The 19,085-nt window shown below is 38.1% G+C and carries 16 protein-coding genes; 4 read left to right on the top strand and 12 right to left on the bottom strand.

The genetic code is table 11. The annotated features are described in order from the left end of the window. Positions 1-83: 83 nt before the first annotated feature. The 6 genes from folK to sfsA form a co-directional block, all read right to left on the bottom strand. Positions 84-590 (bottom strand): 2-amino-4-hydroxy-6-hydroxymethyldihydropteridine diphosphokinase, encoded by a 507-nt coding sequence (gene folK / locus AC27G3_RS01925; RefSeq protein WP_487118260.1) that lies wholly within the window; start codon positions 588-590, stop codon positions 84-86. A gap of 17 nt (positions 591-607) precedes the next feature. Next, positions 608-2,026: a polynucleotide adenylyltransferase PcnB gene (pcnB, locus tag AC27G3_RS01920; RefSeq protein ID WP_487118677.1), complete on the bottom strand. Its 1,419-nt coding sequence runs from the start codon at positions 2,024-2,026 to the stop codon at positions 608-610. Between the two features lie 151 nt (positions 2,027-2,177). Beyond that, positions 2,178-3,089, bottom strand: a complete 912-nt coding sequence (gluQRS, locus tag AC27G3_RS01915; protein ID WP_487118258.1) for a tRNA glutamyl-Q(34) synthetase GluQRS — start codon at positions 3,087-3,089, stop codon at positions 2,178-2,180. Positions 3,090-3,110: 21 nt separating this feature from the next. Continuing rightward, on the bottom strand, positions 3,111-3,557 hold the full coding sequence (dksA, locus tag AC27G3_RS01910; protein ID WP_487118256.1) for an RNA polymerase-binding protein DksA: 447 nt from the start codon (positions 3,555-3,557) through the stop codon (positions 3,111-3,113). 423 nt (positions 3,558-3,980) lie between these two features. Beyond that, positions 3,981-4,238, bottom strand: a complete 258-nt coding sequence (locus AC27G3_RS01905) for a hypothetical protein (RefSeq protein WP_487118255.1) — start codon at positions 4,236-4,238, stop codon at positions 3,981-3,983. Between the two features lie 140 nt (positions 4,239-4,378). Next, positions 4,379-5,089 carry a DNA/RNA nuclease SfsA gene (gene sfsA, locus AC27G3_RS01900; RefSeq protein ID WP_487118253.1) on the bottom strand — a complete coding sequence of 237 codons (711 nt, stop codon included), beginning with the start codon at positions 5,087-5,089 and terminating at the stop codon, positions 4,379-4,381. Between the two features lie 113 nt (positions 5,090-5,202). Between sfsA and pepB the strand changes: the two genes are divergently transcribed. Then, positions 5,203-6,516 (top strand): aminopeptidase PepB, encoded by a 1,314-nt coding sequence (gene pepB, locus AC27G3_RS01895; protein WP_487118251.1) that lies wholly within the window; start codon positions 5,203-5,205, stop codon positions 6,514-6,516. A 150-nt stretch (positions 6,517-6,666) separates the two neighbouring features. Here pepB and AC27G3_RS01890 read toward each other — a convergent pair whose 3' ends face one another. Further along, positions 6,667-7,119, bottom strand: a complete 453-nt coding sequence (locus AC27G3_RS01890; RefSeq protein ID WP_487118249.1) for a hypothetical protein — start codon at positions 7,117-7,119, stop codon at positions 6,667-6,669. A gap of 278 nt (positions 7,120-7,397) precedes the next feature. On the opposite strand from AC27G3_RS01890, the gene hrpB reads away from it, so the two are divergent. Both hrpB and AC27G3_RS01880 read left to right on the top strand, forming a co-directional pair. Continuing rightward, the gene (hrpB, locus tag AC27G3_RS01885; protein WP_487118248.1) at positions 7,398-9,971 is read left to right on the top strand and encodes an ATP-dependent helicase HrpB; all 2,574 of its coding nucleotides are present in this window, start codon (positions 7,398-7,400) and stop codon (positions 9,969-9,971) included. 62 nt (positions 9,972-10,033) lie between these two features. After that, a complete protein-coding gene (locus AC27G3_RS01880) occupies positions 10,034-11,311 on the top strand; it encodes a hypothetical protein (protein ID WP_487118246.1) in 1,278 nt (425 codons plus the stop codon). Positions 11,312-11,387: 76 nt separating this feature from the next. Here AC27G3_RS01880 and AC27G3_RS01875 read toward each other — a convergent pair whose 3' ends face one another. From AC27G3_RS01875 to AC27G3_RS01855, 5 genes are read right to left on the bottom strand one after another with little or no spacing between them, the layout of a single operon-like run. Beyond that, positions 11,388-12,623 carry an ABC transporter permease gene (locus AC27G3_RS01875; protein ID WP_487118244.1) on the bottom strand — a complete coding sequence of 412 codons (1,236 nt, stop codon included), beginning with the start codon at positions 12,621-12,623 and terminating at the stop codon, positions 11,388-11,390. Continuing rightward, a complete protein-coding gene (locus tag AC27G3_RS01870; protein WP_487118242.1) occupies positions 12,623-13,837 on the bottom strand; it encodes an efflux RND transporter periplasmic adaptor subunit in 1,215 nt (404 codons plus the stop codon). Before AC27G3_RS01870 ends, AC27G3_RS01875 begins: the two co-directional genes overlap by 1 nt. Then, complete coding sequence (locus AC27G3_RS01865; protein ID WP_487118240.1) at positions 13,834-14,916, bottom strand: HlyD family secretion protein; 1,083 nt, start codon at positions 14,914-14,916, stop codon at positions 13,834-13,836. Before AC27G3_RS01865 ends, AC27G3_RS01870 begins: the two co-directional genes overlap by 4 nt. Next, the gene (locus tag AC27G3_RS01860; protein ID WP_487118238.1) at positions 14,906-15,880 is read right to left on the bottom strand and encodes an HlyD family secretion protein; all 975 of its coding nucleotides are present in this window, start codon (positions 15,878-15,880) and stop codon (positions 14,906-14,908) included. Before AC27G3_RS01860 ends, AC27G3_RS01865 begins: the two co-directional genes overlap by 11 nt. Further along, positions 15,865-16,548 (bottom strand): ABC transporter ATP-binding protein, encoded by a 684-nt coding sequence (locus AC27G3_RS01855; RefSeq protein ID WP_487118237.1) that lies wholly within the window; start codon positions 16,546-16,548, stop codon positions 15,865-15,867. Before AC27G3_RS01855 ends, AC27G3_RS01860 begins: the two co-directional genes overlap by 16 nt. Before the next feature lie 170 nt (positions 16,549-16,718). On the opposite strand from AC27G3_RS01855, the gene mrcB reads away from it, so the two are divergent. Then, on the top strand, positions 16,719-19,061 hold the full coding sequence (gene mrcB / locus AC27G3_RS01850) for a penicillin-binding protein 1B (RefSeq protein WP_487118235.1): 2,343 nt from the start codon (positions 16,719-16,721) through the stop codon (positions 19,059-19,061). The last annotated feature ends 24 nt before the right edge of the window (positions 19,062-19,085 follow it).

The following is a 19,085-nucleotide window of genomic DNA, read 5'->3' as shown; positions in this document are numbered from 1 at the left end:
ATCTGTTAATGAAAAATTTGAGTAAATACTCAGTGGGCGTACCTTCTCATAAATTGAAATACATCGCAATTATACAAGAACAGTTATTTAATCGGTAACTGTAAACTATAGTCGAAAATTTTTAGACCGTTTTGATTAATTGTATGGACTATTTCACTCAGAGCTACACCATCGGGGAATACTAAAGTGGGTGCAATTTCATAAAGTGGCGTTAATACAAATTCGCGTGTTTTCATACCATAATGAGGAATGGTTAACCGCGGAGAATCGATAATTTGATTATCAAAAAGTAGGATATCTAAATCGAGAATTCGCGCGCCCCAGCGATTATCTTTTCTCACTCGGCCGGCGTTGTTCTCTAGGGTTTGTAAGGCATCTAATAGCGCAATAGGGTTGCTAGATGTTGACAAGGATAAAACAGCGTTCATGTAATCTGGCTGATCTTTTGGTCCCATTGGTCGGCTAAAATACAGGGCAGAAATACGTTCAATTTTACAATTTTCTAGCGAAGATATAGCCAATACCGCCTGCTTAATTTGCATGGCGGGATCGGATAAGTTACTACCTAAACCTATATAAACAAGTGACATTTAAAAGTCGCCAATAGTTAGTTTGATTGTGTATTTGAAGTACGTGCTGTTTTAGGCTTTCTGCGTTTTCTTGCGCTTCTACGAGGACCACCTTTACTGTTGGGCGCACTCTTAATCATTTGTATGCGAGTGTCTGCAGAAGCATTTTGAAAATCAGTCCACCAGGTTGCCAATGTTTGTGCATGACCACCTTCAATTTCGCCTCTGATCAATAAAAAGTCGTAACCCGCTCTAAATTTAGGATGTTCAAAAGCGATCATGGCGCGTTTACCATCTCTTCGCTCTAGCCTTTCTTGTAAAATCCAAATATCTTTCATAACCGCTTGGAAGCGCTTAGGTATGGAAATACTGCGTTGCTGCTCAGACATTATTTCATTGAGTGCAGAGAAGAAAGCATCTTGAGGTGTTAGTTGTGTCTCAGACTTTAATCGCGTTATTTTAATTTGCATGGGGTACCAAAGAAATGCGGCAATTAAAAACGCGGGTGTGACTCTTTGATTATTGTTAATTCTATTGTCGGTATTATTCATCGCAAGCGTGATAAAAGCATAAAGATGAGGGTGCGAATCTTGAGTCAGAAGCTGCTCTAATGCCGGGAAAAAATATTGAAACAGCTTATAATCGCGTAACAATAAAAAGTTAGCTGTCGCTTTACCTGAGATAAACATTTTTAAGAATTCTTCAAACATTCGAGCGGCAGGAATATTATCAAGTAATGATGCTAATTCATGAATAGGCGCTTCAGTTTCTTGGCTAATCGCCATATCTAGTTTTGTTGAAAAACGAATGGCACGCAACATACGCACAGGATCTTCACGATAGCGAGTTTCAGGATCACCAATTAAACGAATTTTTTTATCAAAAACATCTTGTACGCCATTTGCAAAGTCGTACACTTTAAAGTCGATAGCTGAATAATAAAGGGCGTTAATGGTAAAATCACGGCGCTCAGCATCTTCTTCAATGCTACCGTAAATATTGTCTCGCAATAACATGCCTTCATCGCTTTGCTTAGATGTGGCTTTAGCGTTGTTTTCTTTTTTAGGTGCATTATCGTGATGACCTCTAAAAGTTGCCACTTCAATAATGTCACGACCGAAAACAATATGCGCTAAACGAAAACGACGACCGATTAAACGGCAATTTCTAAATAAGGCTTTAATTTGTTCGGGAGTTGCATTGGTGGCAATATCAAAATCTTTTGGTTCAAGCCCTAATAAAATATCTCTAACGCCACCGCCTACTAGGTAAGCTTGGTATCCACCAGAGTTTAAGCGATACAGAACTTTTAGTGCGTTAGCGCTAATTTGTTTACGAGATACGCTATGTTGATCGCGCGTTAATACAGTAGGGCCTGCAACGGGTGCTGAAGCATTTTTATTTCTAGATTTTTTACCTAAAACTTTTTTACATAAGTTGATAACGCGTTTGATAATTACAGACCCCGAATTTTGGAATGTTAAACAGATTAAGTACAGACTTGCTATGAACGCGCAATGATATAACAGCCCTTATAAAAAGAGAATGAAAAAACAGCAATAATCCTGCATTTGTTCGATTAATGGGAATTGTTAAGGTTAGTAAGTGCTACGAAAAGCAGATTTGATGTTTTTTGGGGATGCTATCCAAAGACCAATGTTCAATAGCCCATGTGATAATTGCCTCCGGAGTTAAATGAAGTAATGCCTGTGGTGGTTGTTGACCGAGAAAATCAAGCGCAGCAACTAAAGCAGGTTGTGGCTTATTAACATCAATGGCAGGGGCTTTGTTTTGTTTACTTAGTTTATAGCCGTCGGCAGTAACCGCTAAAGGTACATGACCAAATTGTGGAGGTGTTTTATTGAGGAGGTTGTAAAAACTGAGTTGTCTGGCAGTAGGCTCTAGTAAATCACAACCTCGAATAACGTGGCTAATATTTTGATATATATCATCAACGACTACTGCTAATTGATAAGCAAATAACCCGTCTTTTCTGACCAAGGTAAAGTCTTCTTGAGCAAGGACTGTGTTACACGACACCTTACCTTGAATTAAATCGGTATAGTGTGTTATTCCGTGGTCGTTACGTACTTTTGTCGATGCATTTTGCTTAGGATGATTTAAAGAGCGGCAATGGCCTTGGTAAATCCCTCCTATTTTTTTAATTTCGGCGCGAGTGCATCGGCAGTAATAACTGAGTTGTTGGGTCGCGAGGTGTTCGAGTACATCACGATAGACTTCACTTTGCTGAGATTGATAAAGAACTGACTCGTCCCAGTGTAAGCCAAAGGCGTCTAATGTGTTTAATATATTTTGGCTAGCGCCTGCTTGCTCTCTTGGTGGGTCAATATCTTCAATACGAACTAACCATGTGCCCTGATTACTTTTAGCGTCAAGAAAACTCGCCAATGCAGCGATTAAAGAGCCAAAGTGTAATAATCCGGAAGGGGAGGGAGCGAAACGACCACGATAAGTATTATGTGGTCGTTCTAAATGCTGCGAAAAAAAAGCAGATGACATGGTATAACAGGGACGGTAAAACTAGCCTGCCATTTGTCGTTCTTTAATTTCCGCTAAAGTTTTACATTCAATACAAAGATCAGCTGTCGGACGAGCTTCTAAACGTCGAATGCCAATTTCAATACCACATGAATTACAGAAGCCAAAATCTTCGTCTTCAATTAACTGTAGCGTTTTTTCAATTTTCTTAATAAGTTTACGTTCACGATCTCGAGTACGTAACTCTAAACTGAATTCTTCTTCTTGAGCAGCACGATCTACAGGATCTGGGAAATTTGCTGCTTCGTCTTGCATATGTGTAACCGTGCGGTCAACCTCTTGACGTAACTGTACTCGCCAAGCATCGAGTATCTTTTTAAAATGCTCTTCTTGCGCAGGGTTCATGTACTCTTCGCCCGCTTTTTCTTGGTATGGTTCAACCTCTGCTAAGGCTAAAATCCCTAATGCTTTCTGTTTACTCTTTGGCATGCTAATTCTCCTAAATGCTACTTACATAGACCTCAGTGCGTTTACTTTATCGCTATTTGTAAAGTAATTGACAAAAATTCACTGGGTTGCAATTGCCAATATTAAATAGACCTATTATTGCAGGTCTATATTGTGTCGCAGGGTAAAAAAATCAAGGTTAAACACTAAAAAAGATTTTTTTATAATTAATTCAATATGTTAAATTAATTTAATGGACTTTTCTATTATTGCCTTTTCCTGCAAGGAAGCACTTTTATCAAGTTTACCTATAGTTAGTCAATATTTTTTAAGTATTTTTAAATTTATCTTGGCTGTATTCTAGTTAAAAATGAGTGTTTATTGCGTATTTATGATTTGAAAATTGAATTCAGTTACCTCATTATTTTTTGGATAATAAAAGGTAAGCGTCTGATGTTAATTAGATTATCTAATGGCAATGGAGGGATTAGTGTCAACATCGCCTTCGACAGAGACGGTTGCGATACTTGAGCCGCATAGTAAAATGGCAGAGCTTCCTTTAACACCTTGGCGAATAAAGGCTAAATCGTAACCGAATTGATTTAAACTACTGGTTGAAAACTTTTGTGATAACGATAAGCGATCCCATAGTTCAGACTGTGCTATCGTGTTTTGTCTTCTTTCAAGTAATGTGTCGTTTTCTGCTGTCGATAAAGTTTGCATGTTATCTCCCTACTTACGATTGCAGTAATTAATTGCTCTATAAGTTGCGGCAAGTTGCGGCGAAGCAACGACTGTTATAGTAGTATATTTTTTAGACGATTACTATCACTGGTTGAACAGTTTTATCATTTTGATATGAATTACGGTAAAAAATTTATAGCGTGAGTGAGTTTTATTTCTTTTTCATTGAGATCGGCTCGGTAAACAAGCACTTCTACACCTGCTTGCTGCGCCTCTTTTAATAATGCGGCATAATTAGGATCTATGTGCTGAGCAACTTTAACTGAGTCGATGCCTGTGTGTAAAACAGCAAAAAATAAAACCGCTCGCTGGCCCGAATTAGCAATTGCGATAAGTTCGCGTAAATGCTTTTGTCCTCGGGTTGTTACTGCATCTGGGAAATAGCCTTGTTTATCGGTTAATAAGGTGACACTTTTAACTTCGACATAAGCATTAGGTAAGCCATTATGATGACCACTTAGGTGAATATCAATCCGACTATTTTCATCGCCATACTTCACTTCACGCTTTAACTTTGCGTATCCATTAAGTTCTGGAATAATAAGATTATTAATTGCTTCTTCTACTAAATTATTTGCTTTTATTGTATTAACGCAAATAAAGTGATTATTTTGGGTTTGAGTTAACTCCCAACTAAGAGGATATTTGCGTTTTGTATTGGTTGATGTGCTGTACCAAACACTATCGTTAGGTTCGGCACAGCCAGTCATAGCACCAGTATTAGCTACGTGTATCGTTGTCTCGCTGCCATCTGCTAAAATAATATCAGCAAGAAAGCGCTTATAGCGTTTAATTAGTGTGGCTTTTTCAAGTGGTTGGGTAAATTTCATTTAGGAGATCAGATTATTTGGCTTACACAGTTGCTTATATTTGAGCATATCAACATACTAATTGGTATAGAATACCTCTTATTATTCATTCAAATTACTTTATAGGAAAACACATGACACACACTGTTAAAATTTTGTTGGTTAATTCCCCTGAAAACGTACCTAGCAGTAATTGGCAAAGTAATAATTTAGTCCAATTTGTTGGTGATGAAATTCATATTTGCTTTAACAGTAGTGTAGATACTGACGAAGTTGGCTTGAGAAAAATTCAACAAGCAGCTCGTAAAATTGAAAGAGCAGGAGTGCATCAAGCGCAGTTATCAGGAAATGAATGGGCTGAAAACCAGCAATGGGCATTCGCTTTAGGTTTTACCTGTGTAGGTAAATTAACCCATGTAGAGTTTACCGGTCAGCCAGAATTAGTGAACCGTTTAACGACAAAGCTTAAGGTGTATGCGTGGAGTCGCGACTTAACTAATCAAACTCCCAGTCAACTGGTTCCTGAAAAATTAGGGCAACTTGCTAGTGATTATATTACTGCTCAAGCTCCTGATAGTGTCAGTGTTGAAGTGATTAAAGGTGAGGCTTTAAATGACGCTGGTTGGGTAGGTATTTACAATGTTGGTAAAGGCAGCTGTAACCCGCCCTGTTTAGTGACCATAGATTATAATCCAAGCCAAGATGTAAACGCGCCTGTTGCTGCTAGTTTAGTGGGGAAAGGTATTACCTTTGACAGTGGTGGCTATAGCATAAAATCGAGCGAAGGCATGTTTAGCATGAAGTGCGACATGGGAGGAGCAGCGGTTGTTTCTGGCGCTTTAGCGTTGGCTATTCAACAAGGTTTGGATAAGCGTGTTAAATTATTTTTGTGCTGTGCAGAAAACATGGTTAGCAGCAAAGCATTTAAATTAGGCGATATACTGACCTATAAAAACGGTGTTACGGTTGAAATTGCCAATACTGATGCTGAAGGGCGCTTAGTCTTAGCTGATGGCTTAATGGCGGCGGCAGAAACTGGTGCAGAAATGATTATTGATGCGGCAACGTTAACTGGTGCATCGGTTATGGCGACAGGTGCTGATTACACGGCATTATTTGGCTTAGATGCTAATATTGTAGAGCTAGCTAAACGTGCAGCTTCTGAGACGTGTGAGCCTGTTTGGCAATTACCTCTTGCGACTTGGCATCAAGATAAATGTACATCGGAATTTGCCGATACAGCAAATAGCCGAACGCAAAAAGGGGGTGGTGCCGGTGGTGCGAGTAATGCCGCAGGTTTTTTAGCTAGGTTTGTTCCTAACGAAGGAGTGGGATGGTTACATATGGACTTAGCTGCGGCCTACCACGGTAGCTCAACCAGCTTATATGGAGCAGGTGCTACCGGACAAGGTATTGCGACTATTGCTAAGTTACTGACTAGTGCTTAAAAGTTAGGCTTATTCATAAATTTTCAGGAGTAAAACCTTGAGTAGCTACTTAGCCTGATGTGACTCGGTTTAAAACATAGTTACCATTTGAAAAATGAGTAAGGAAAAATAGCTACTAGAGAAATAGTTGTTAAGCCGAGCTTAGGTTACCTACAGTGAAAATTGACAACGTGCTGCATAAGGTTTTGAAATCATTGCAGTGCGTTGGTCATCTAAAAAGTCAACGAGCCAGTCTTTGGCGCGCTCAACATCACTAAACACATGAAACAACACTCCCGCACTTTGGTAAACTCTGGTTAATTGCATTTGTTGTAAGTCGGCATGGTTGGAATTAATGATCACTGAAGCATTGACTAACATACCGTGTTTGACTCTATACTTAGTCACATCTATCAAGCAGGCTTCTGCTTCTGGGGTGAAAATACTATTGCCGTAATATGTAACCAAGGAAGCCCAAGGTTGGCCTTGCATTTGCTGACAAACCTCTTTCATATCTAAATGATATTGCGCTAAAGTGACTTCATTAAACGGACCTTTTGCATCAACTAAGAGAATATTTCCTTGTTGTTCAATACTGTAACTTCCATGTGCAGATAAATTCATTTTTTATTCTCAAAATTAATTGGGTTGTTATTAATACCAAGATTTTTTAAAGCTGCCAAGTAAGTCTATTTTTTTAATTTTTCAAGTTTTTGTTTACCTGTTAAAACAGTGATTTATCAATTTATTTTTTAAGGTAATTGAATGACGTTATTGAAATAAGGCAGCAAACGATAGCTTGTATAAAAATGTTTATTAAAGATGAGTAGAAGCAATAGCTTAATATTAAGTATAATAGAGAAAGTAACGTTAATCGTTAATTTAACTACAGAAAGTGAGTTATGAGCCAAGTAGTATTACCCGTAGAAGCGATCAAAGAAGATTTTCTTCAAGCAATGGACAGCCATGATACTGTCATTTTATCTGCGCCTCCTGGGGCAGGAAAATCAACCTGCTTACCTTTGTGGCTTTTAACGATTAACGCCCTCGCGAATAAAAAAATCTACCTGTTGCAACCAAGACGTATAGCAGCTAAAAATATTGCCTGTTTCCTTGCTAAACAACTGGGTGAGCCTGTTGGTCAACGAGTAGGATATCGTTTACGTAATGATAGTAAAGTTTCTAATGAAACACAGTTAGAGGTCATTACAGAAGGTATTTTAACGCAAATTATTCAACATGATCCTGAATTAGAAAACTGCGGCTTAATTGTTATTGATGAATTTCATGAACGTTCATTACATGCTGATTTAGCATTTGCCTTATCAAGAGATGTACAACAAGGGTTACGAGACGATTTAAAAATCGTGTTAATGTCAGCCACTTTAGCCAGCGATCAACTCACTTCTCAACTACCCGATGCCATTGCGTTAAACAGTAAGGGACGAAGCTTTCCTGTTGAGGTTACTTATCGTGCTCCTGCAAATATCAAAATATGGCGAGAGCACGCATTAAGTGTTGTTAAAGAGCAAGGAACATCACATCAAGGCTCCATTTTAGTTTTTTTACCGGGTGTTTCTGATATTCATTTTTTTATGAAAGGTTTAGTTAATCAACTGCCTGCTAACATGCTATTAAGCCCTTTGTACGGTGATTTATCTGTTAAGTCGCAACAACAAGCGATTGCTCCTTGCCCGTCGGGTCGTTATAAATTGGTGCTAGCGACCAATATTGCTGAAACAAGTTTAACCATTGAGGGGGTCGACTTAGTCATTGATTGTGGCCTTGAGAAGGTTGCTCTGTATCAACAACAAACGCTCACAAACCGTTTACATCAACAAGCGATATCTAAAGCTTCAGCCATTCAACGAGCTGGACGAGCTGGTCGCTTAATGCCAGGCAAGTGTATTCGTTTATATAGCCTTGAAGATTTTAATCGTCGGTCTGAGCACAATATCACTGAAATTATGCAAGCCGACATTCTACCTTTATTAATTGAATCGGCACGCTGGGGCGTTAGTCAACTAAGCGAATTGCCTTTATTAGAACTACCTCCAAACGTAAAAGAGAAGCTGGCATGGCAAGAGTTGCAATCACTTGAGATTGTTGATGATAAAAATCATTTAACTGCTCATGGCCATGAAGTGTCAAAAGTTGCGAGTCATCCGCGCTTTGCTCACATGATTGTTAAAGCTAAAAACTTGGAACAATCAACAGAGATACCACAGCTTGGTTTTTTAGCGTGCGTGTTAACGGCGTTATTAGAAGCAAAAGATATTATCAAAGGTGATCGTGCTCGCTATGACTGCGATATACGCCATAGAGTCAATGAATTATTAACATTATCGGATAAAAAAAATGTTCACCCTGCAATTAATCAAATTAAACAACAGGCCGTGCAACTAGCAAAACAAGTAAAAGTAAAAGGTTGTTCAAGTGATGATCTACCTGTGGCATTTTGTGGATCATTGCTAGCGCTAGCTTACCCAGAACGACTGGCAAAAAATAGAGGTCGTGTTGGTGATTTTATCGCAGGTAACGGGAAAGGCATTTCGGTAAATCATGAAGATGCACTAGCAGATGAACCTTATATTGTGGTAGCGAACTTGAGTCAATCTAATTATCAGTCAAATAATTTTCAATTGAAAAACCAACAGGTGTTACAAGTGCGGTTAGCTGCGCCTGTGGATTTGCATTGTTTAGTTAACTGGCAAGCTGTTCGCATACAATCAGTGGTTAACTTGGGGTATGATGCGAAAAATGATCGTCTGTTCGCGCACCAGCAAAATAAAGTAGGTGCAATTGTTATCGATGAAACTCCCAACCATGAACAGCTCACCCCTGAACAAGTTTCGCTGATGTGGTGTGATGTTATTAAAGCACAAGGCTTGGCTTTTATCCCTTTTACTGACAATAATTTAACCTTGCTAACCAGATGGCGGTGGCTTAATCAATATCAAGCACATTTAGGCTTACCTGAGGCAAGTGATGAAGCATTAGTTGACAAACTTTCAACTTGGTTTGTACCTTTTGTAGGGCAAATAAAGTCAAAAAGTCAGTTTAAGAAACTCGATATAAATGCCATGTTGTTAAGCTTGCTTGATTATCGTCAACAGCAACTACTCGCTCAATGCGCGCCAACCCATTTTATTGGCCCTACAGGGAGGCATTGCAAAATTCGCTATTCCACCGAGAAATCGCCAATGGTGTCCTTACCAATGCAAGAGCTGTATGGCGTGAATGAAACTCCGAGTGTTGGGGAGTTAGGTAACAAAAGTATTCCGCTAATTTTAGAAATATTGTCGCCAGCAAATAGGCCGATTCAAGTGACACAAGATTTAGTGATATTCTGGCAAGGCAGTTATAAAGCGGTACAAAAAGACATGAAAAGCCAATATCCGAAACATTACTGGCCAGATGATCCTGCTAATGCGCAAGCAACTAATAAAGTGAAGCGCTTGATAAAGAATACTTAATCTTTATTTTTTTATCTGTATAGTAGACTGATTAGTACAAACATTAAAAGAATAAATATTCAATGAAATCATCACTGTTACTTAAAGTTTGCGGCTTACTATTACTGATAACGTTAAGCTTTTATTTTTTTATACAATGGAAGTTTAAAGCCAATATTGATCAAGCAATTGCCAACAGCGGCGATAGTATTGATATAAGCTACGACAGTGCCAAGTTGAGTTTAAACGGCAATGCGCTTATTCAGGGAGGACGGCTTTATGTTCCTGCTTTGAATATTCAAATGACTTTCGATGAAGTTGAATATGGTGTTGGCAGTTTGTTTGAGCTTTTATTTCCTAAAGCTACAGACAATGACTTCGCACTTCCTGATCATCTCTATTTCAAATTAACCAATTTCAACTTACCGTTAACGACTTCATTAGTCAGTATGATCAAACAAACTGAGCAGCCTGATAATTTAAGTGCGCTACAAGCTTCTGGTTGTGGACAAAAAATGCAGTTAGGTATTGATGAGTATCTTGCTATGGGATACAGCAATATTAATTTTTCAGGCAGTTTTTCGTTAAACAAAGAGTCAGTTGTTGGCGATGTCATTAGTAAACTATCGGGTGAGTCGGACTTCGATGTCGATAATATGACCCGCTTCTCTTCGAGTTTTGAGCTGTCAAACATTGTTAGCGACTTAACTCAATATAGTGATTTAGCATTAGTACCAACGATCGATTCGGTTTCAATGGATATTACCGATTTGGGATATAATCAGCGAAAAAATGCTTATTGTGCAGCCCAAGAAGGCGTCAGTATTGATGATTATATCGATAATCATATTTTGCTTGTTGGTGATGCATTAAAAACAGCTAAGCTAAACATGACCGACGACATTAAGCGAACATATCGAGAGTTATTACAACCTGGTAGTACAGTGCATCTCTCGATGGATCCGCCACTGGGTTATAGTTTTGATAATATTGGTCATTACAATGAGAAAGATTTAAGAGAAGCGTTAGGGCTTAAAATTCAAGTGAATAATTTTGACCTGCCAACGATATTTGATGGCTGGCAGTTGAAAAAGTTCGATAAAGTGGTGGTGTTAACTCCTAAGCAAATCGAAAAGAAAAACCAAGTTAAAGTCTTTAAATATTATGCAAAACCTTTAGTAAATGCCAAAAGGTATATTAATAAAAAAGTAAAAGTTGTCACGACAGATAACGTGACCTTTGAAGGTGTACTTAAATCGGTTGATAAAAAAAGCTTAAGAGTGTCGGTATTACGCGACAGAGGAAGTTCTGAAGGCGCTATTTCGAAAAAGCGCATTAAAAGTTTTTATGCCTATTTATAATTAATCAATGCCCCAGTATAGAGTTTTTCGCCTAATAAAGGTAAATATTAGGCGAAAGTGATGCATCTTTGGTTAATTAGTCGCTTTGTAAAGCATCTATAGGGTTTAGTTTAGAGGCTTTTATCGCTGGATAGACACCAAAAATTAATCCAACTAATGCACAAATGCTAAAGGATAATAAAATCGCGTTAATCGACCATGATACTGACCATTGTGAGTACAGGGCGATAAGTTCAGATAAAACTAATCCAAATATAACACCTAAGATCCCACCCATAATAGAAATGGTAAAACTCTCTGAAATAAACTGTAGTTGAATATCTTTTTGTGTTGCGCCAATAGCGCGTAATAAACCAATTTCTTTGGTTCTTTCTAATACAGTGGCAAGCATGATGTTCATAATACCAATACCGCCGACAAGCAGTGAAATACCTGCGACGCATGACATAACAATATTAAATATTTGTTGGGTTTGCTTTTGTTGGGCTAACAAGGCAGCGGGAACAATTAAGTTATAATCATCAACATCATTGTGTCGACGATCTAATAAATGACTCACTGCTTTTGCTGCTGCAATAGGGTTAATATCATCACCTAGCTTCAATTTAATACTGCTGACTTCACTGCTTAAATGTTTACTTGGAAATTTATGGATAGCGGTTTTAAGTGGGACAAAAACTTGGTGTTGTTCACCGCCCAGTTTAATGCCTTGAAAGGCTTCTTTTTTTAAAAATGGCGCTTGTAATACGCCCACCACTTTAAACCATAAATGATTAATTTTTATATTTTGACCAACAGCATTACCTTGAGGAAATAATTGTTTTGCGGTTGAAGCTCCTAATAAGGTGACTTGTGAAAAATTTTTATCATCGCGTTCATTCAACGTTCGCCCTGTAGCTAAGTTAAATTGCGATAAATTAAAAAAACTCGGACTTACACCAACGGCTTCGCCATCACTCTTACCGTGTGCGCTGAAAATAATATAAGTTTCAATGAGTTTTTGCGCACTAAATGATTCCACAAAAGGCAGTGAACGTTCGCTTATTTCACCGTCTCTAATACTTAAACCTGAAGAGTGTTTTCGTTGTTCTTTTAACTCTTGTTCTTCAAAGGTTTTTGCTTCAATAATTAAATTATGTAAGCCCATAGTACTGATCATTTTCATGGCTTCTTTTTCAGCACCTTCGCCAATATTTAACATGGCTATAACGGCACCAACACCGAAAATCATTCCGAGTAAAGTTAATAGCGTACGAAGTTTGTGTTGAGCAAGCTCGCTAAAAGCATCAATAAAAAGCGCGATAATCTTCATTAGCTATGCCCCATGTCTGTTAATGCGATTTGTTGACCCGCTTTTAAACCAGCACTGACAGTGACATGACTTAAACTTACTTCACCGAGTTTTACAGGCGTTTGTGTATATGCACCGTTTTCATATAAATAAACAAACGATTGTTGTTCATTGGTGAATACACTCTGCAGTGGAATAATAATTTGCTTTTTTTGATGGGAAATCTTTATGGTTGCTTGTAGTTTTCTGCCGGGGACAAAAAGTTTAGCTTGTTGTTTTTCAAGGGTAACAATGACTTCGAAATATTTTTGAGGATCACCACGTTTTATCGATTGAGGAAATTGTGCAATCGATTCAATTTTACCGTTAAAAGTTAAATCTGAATAGGCGTTAAGATAAAAATTCACGTTCTTATCTACACTTAGGTTGATTGCTTCGTTTTCAAAAACAAATAATTTTGCTTTCATTTCGCTAGTATCGGGAAGTTCAGCTATTTTACTTCCTGGCCAAATTGATTGACCTGCGCGGGGCTTTTCTCCTCGCCAATTAGCTTGATAAGTCAGCAGACCATCATGAGGTGCTTTTACTTCAAGTTGAGACAAACTGTCGTTGAGTTGTTGCAATTTCTCTTGGCTTTGCTGTTTTTTCATGGTCAACAAGCCCATTTCGCCTTCTGAGCTTTTATTAAATTGTTCGCTTTGCCAGTTAAGATATTCCTCTTTAGCGAGTAAGAATTCAGTATTTTGTAGTTCATCTAAAATTTCAATTTTGGCGCGAATGCGTACATCGTCAATGGTAAAGTTTTTAGCGAACTGTGTTTCTTGTGAAATTAGGCCTATGTCTTTATTAATTTCTTCGAGTTGTAAGTTTAACATACCGTCTTTTTCAATTATTTCTTGTAAATTAATCTCTAAATCGAGTTGTTTTTCGTACTGTTCTTTAGACATTGCTTCCCCGTCAAAGCGTGCAATAACGTCGCCTTTTTTTACCAAAGAAAATTCAGGTGCTAACCAAGCAATATTTTGCATGCCTCGTCTGGACATTGGGGCGCTAATTACGGTCGCTTTTGATGAAAATAATTCACCTTTTGCTGGTACGCTAACCACAAAATCGAGCTCTTCTACTTGGTATAGTAAGGGCATTTCTTTTTCAGAAGAGCAAGCGTTTAGCAATAACAAACAGGTGCTTAATGTTACTGGAAAATATAAAAGAGATGTTAATCGTTGTTTGTTCATAGTGATGCCTGACTTCCTTGTATGGGGCTAGTATTGCTTGAGCTTTTTGCGAGTTCAGCGACTTTATCAATGGTAATTTCAATTCTTGCCGTCATTCCTGGACGCATAATGTTGTTATCGGGCTCATCAAACTCAATAATTACATCGATAATACGTTTTTTATCTTGTGCTGAGTTGTCTCTAAATACTCTCCCTAATGATACAATTGTCCCTTGTACAACAAGTTCCTGTGTGCTGTCTAAACTCACTTTTACTTTTTGGCCTATTGCTATTTTTCCACTATCTGGTTCTGCAATTTGTGCTTTTAACTGCATTTCTTCAATAACGGCTAACTCGATTATAGGCTGACCAAAGTTAATACTTTCTCCTACTGCTGGTTTTTCACCGTCATACTTTTCTTTGTAGATCACCATGCCGTCAATAGGAGCAATGACGGTTAATTTTTTTATATCATTTTGAATACCATTAACCTTATTAGTAATTCGGTTAACTTTTGCTTGTGCTAATTTCAAATTTAATTGCGTATTGTCGTAATGAAATGCCAACTTTTTTTGCGCTAAAAATAAATCGTTTTCAGCAATGGTATGGTCTATCTCAGCTTTTCTGCGATCATTCTCAGAACGAGATTGATCAACAATTTCAAATTTTCGTTTAGCTTTTTCAAACTCCATTTGCTTTTCAGCCACAGCTAAAATGAGGCTTTGCTCATTTTGAATCTCTTTTAGTCTTTTGTTTTCTAATTCTTTTTTTGCGGTATTAAGATCAGCTTTTTTATCTACTAACCGATCAGATACTTTTTTACTGTCGAAAGCGGCAATAACATCACCTTTTTTTACTTTGGTGTTTTCAGGTATTAATTGCTTAATTTGATATTGCCACATACGAGAAACTGAAGGAGGGCCAATTATTGCGGTAGTTTTAGATTCTAATTCGCCACTTGCGGTAATAGTGTTGCTTGCGGTGGTCGAAGGTATGACTTGGCTGTTATTTTTTTCAACAGAAGCTTGGCTACATGCCTGTGAGAGTAAGGCAAGGCTCGTCATTAAAGCGGCGATTGTTAATGGTGTGTTATTGTTCATTAATAGCCCCTGGTTGAGTCGTTGAAAATTCTAATTGTGCACTCATGCCCGGTAATAAGGTTAAGTTTTCATTATTAATAAAATCAAATTGAGTACGAAAATAAACATCATTACCCCATTCTTTACGCTCTTCAGGTTGTGTGGATATTTTTGACAGTTTGGCCGTTAGTGGCTGTTGTGAAAATGCATCGAAGGTGAGTTTAGCGGTATCGCCTAAGGTTAATCGCTTATAATCAACTTCATGTACCCATGCTTCAATGTACATGCCATTAAGTGAAGGTATTTCTACTATTTTCCAACCGGGTTGTGCAGTGACACCGACATAGATTTTTTCACCTGTCCAAGGATGGTTAGCATAAAGTACGGGGCCTGTACGTTGAGCACGTAAGCTCATTTTTTCGAGCACTTTTTGGTTGTATTTAAGCTTGTCTTGATGCTTTTTTAAGGTGATTTCTTGCTTTTTTACCGCCACTTTATTCGCTAAAATAGTTTGTTTTAATGTTTCTTTATTTTTAGCATTGTCGATAACGGCTTTTTCATAGTCTAATTGGTACTTTTCATGATCATAACGACTAATGTGCGCTAAGCCTATGCTGGCATCAATTTTTGTCTTTTCTAACACTAATGCACTGCGCTTTTCTGCGTACAGTGCTTCTAATAGGCCTTGTTCGTTAGCCGTTTTTATACGATGTAATTCTTCCTGTGCACTGATGAGTGAGACTTCTTCTTGCTCTATGTTGCTTTGAATAGAGCCACTGTCGAAAACAACCACTAAATCGCCTTTTTGAGCAATGTCTCCTTCGGGCAATATCCACTGAACCTGTACTTGCCAGGAATCGCTTTTGGGTGAAAAAAAGCTTTGATTATCGCTCGCTTTAATTTGTCCTGAAAGTAAAAATGTTTCTAACGCTAATGCTGGAAAATTTATAATAAATAGCAGGAGTAAAACTATTGCTTGGTACATGTTTTATCCTCAATCACTAGTCCATCTTGCATGCGTATTGTTCTTAAAGCATAAGCGGCAATATCTTCTTCGTGTGTGACCATCACGATAGTTTGTCCTTGGTTATGTAATTGAGTTAACAAGTTCATAATATCGATAGAAGTTTTACTGTCTAAGTTACCGGTCGGTTCATCAGCAAAAATAACTTTAGGGTAATTAACCAGAGCGCGTGCAATAGCTACTCTTTGGCGTTGACCTCCAGACATTTCATTAGGTTTGTGATGAGAGCGACTTGCTAAGCCAACCTTTTCTAGCATTTCCATACCGCGTTGTTCAGCTTCTTCTTGAAAAATATCTGTGTAGCGCAGAGGTAGTATGACATTTTGTAAAGCAGTAAGTCGGGGGAGTAAATGAAAGCTTTGAAAAATAAAGCCGATTTTTGTATTTCTAATTTTAGATAAGGCAATATCGTCAATGTCTTTAACGGATTCGCCAGATAATAAATAATCGCCAGAAGTTGGAGTATCTAAACAACCTAAAATACTCATTAAGGTTGACTTACCTGAGCCAGAAGTCCCCATTACTGCTACAAATTCATTTTCTTTTATGGAAAGGGTAATGTTGGATAAGGCATTCACTTTTGTTTCGCCATTGCCATAAGTGCGGCAAATATTATCAATCCTGATCATAGTTATGTCGTCCATTTTTCTTTGTGTATGCAATATACGAAACAAATCATGTTAGAACAATGGCAATTAATTTTTTGTTACAAATAAACTAGGCTAATCATGCTTACTATTGTCTATATATACAGTTGTGGTAAGCTTTATGGGCTAATTTTTACCACCTATCAAGTTTTATGTCCGATAAAAAAAATGTGAAAAAAAATCCTACTAAAAAGACCAATTCAGCCAAAAAGCAACCTGCAAAAAATGATGCTGTTGTGAAGTCTCGCATGCTGTGGGTTATTACTACGCTAGTTAAACTTTTCGTGATATGCCTTTTTGCCTTGAGTTTATATGTGATTTATCTAGATGGAAAAGTGCGCGAAACCTTTGAAGGGCAACGTTGGCAAGTACCTGTTCAGGTGTTCGGTGAAATAAAAATGCTTTCTGTCTCGGAGCATTATTCATTAGCCATGTTAGCGAAATCGCTTAAATTAAGTGGTTATCAAAAGGTCGCGAAAGTAAGGCAACCAGGGCAGTTTGAACAATCGAGTCAAAAAATAATTTTTTATCGTCGATCATTCAATTTTGGCCACGGGCTTGTTCCTGCTCAAAAAATAACAGTAGCAATGGATGATGATAAAATCGCGTCACTGCTAGTAGAACATACACCTGTTAGGCATATTCAGCTTGAGCCCATTTTAGTGGACCGTATTTTACCTGACAATAAAGAAGACAGGGTGCTGGTGGCGTTAGAAACAGTCCCTGAGAAATTGTTAGATACCTTATTATTAGTTGAAGATCGCGATTTTTATTTTCATCATGGGGTTTCTCCATTAGGTATATTAAGGGCATTAATTAATAATGTTCGGGCAGGGAGAACGGTGCAAGGAGGAAGTACTCTAACCCAGCAGCTCGTTAAAAATATGTACCTTACTCGAGAGCGCACTATCACCAGAAAAGTAAAAGAAGCGTTAATGGCGCTAATTCTTGAGTACCGTTATAGCAAAGATCAATTGCTTGAAGCCTATATCAATGAAGTATATCTAGGGCAGCATTATGCTAACGGTATTTATGGGTTTGGTCTTGCGAGTAAATTTTACTTTGGTAAAAACATTGCCCAACTGAACGTGCAGCAAATGGCGCTCTTAATTGGCCAAGTAAAGGGGCCGAGTTATTACGATCCTTGGCGTCATCCAGAGCGAGCCAAGCAGCGACGAGATTTAGTATTGCGATTAATGTTTGAGCAACACTTTTTATCGAGAAATGATTTTGAGCAAGCCGTAGAGTCAGGGCTGGGTATTAGAAAGTCTCGTCGGGTTGCTAAAAACAAATACCCTGCTTATTTGCAGCTAGTAACGAGTGAGGTGTCTCAATATATTTCAGATGTTGCTCAACAATCTGGAATTCGTGTTTTTACTGGGTTTTCACATCAAATACAGCAAAATCTTGAACAAACCGTGGCAGAACAAATTCCGCTGTTAGAAAAAACGCATCAACAAAGCCAGTTACAAGCGGCAATGATAGTAACAGATATTAAAAGTGGTGAAATTCGTGCCTTAGTGGGGGGCAAAGAAAAAGGGTATGCTGGATTCAACCGCGCATTATATGCACAACGACCTATTGGTTCGCTAATTAAACCGGCTATTTACTTGGCCGCTTTAGAGCGTTTTGAGCAATATAATTTCGCCACAGTTCTAGAAGATAAAGCGATCACTTTAACCAGTGACGCAGGTAAAAAATGGCAACCTAAAAATTATAATGGGCAATACCAAGGTCAGGTGCCATTAATCGATGGCTTAGTTTATTCGTTAAATGTTCCGACCGTTAACTTAGGAATGAAGTTAGGGTTAGATAATATTGCTAAAGCTATGCACTTACTAGGGTTTGATGAAGATATTACTACGCGTCCGTCAATGTTATTGGGGGCTGTTGATATGTCGCCTTTGCAAGTCAATCAACTGTATTTACCTATTGCAGCACAAGGTAACTATCAGCAACAACATGCTATTACAAGAGTGTTATCAGGGAGTGGTGAAGTACTATGGCAAAATAATAATATTGCAGAACAACGCCTTTCAACTAACGGGGCTTACTTACTTGATTATGCATTAACACAAGTGACTCAAACAGGAACAGCGCGTTCATTATCTTGGCGTTTATCAGACTCTCAAATAGCAGGTAAAACAGGAACAAGTAATGATTTACGCGATAGTTGGTTTGTTGGCTATGACAAACAACATTTAGTCACTACTTGGTTAGGCAGAGATGATAATAAGCCGACAAAGTTAACAGGAAGTAGCGGCGCACTGGTAATGTTTGCCGATTTTATGAAACGACAAGGGGTCACAAATAAAGAGGTAAACATGCCCAATGCGGTTGCGCTTACCTTATTTGAAAAAGAAAGTGGTAATGCGGTAACCGACAATTGCAGTCATACAATTGAGTATCCGGCAATTATCGCAGGTATAAAAGTGAGCGATGTTTGTTTGAAGCAACGAGAACGTTCATGGTTAGAACGACTGTTTGGTGGTTAACACAATCTACTATGAGGAAAGCAT

The organism is Colwellia sp. SU-HH01217 (assembly GCF_057543495.1).
This window is presented reverse-complemented; position numbering and strand designations above follow the sequence as displayed.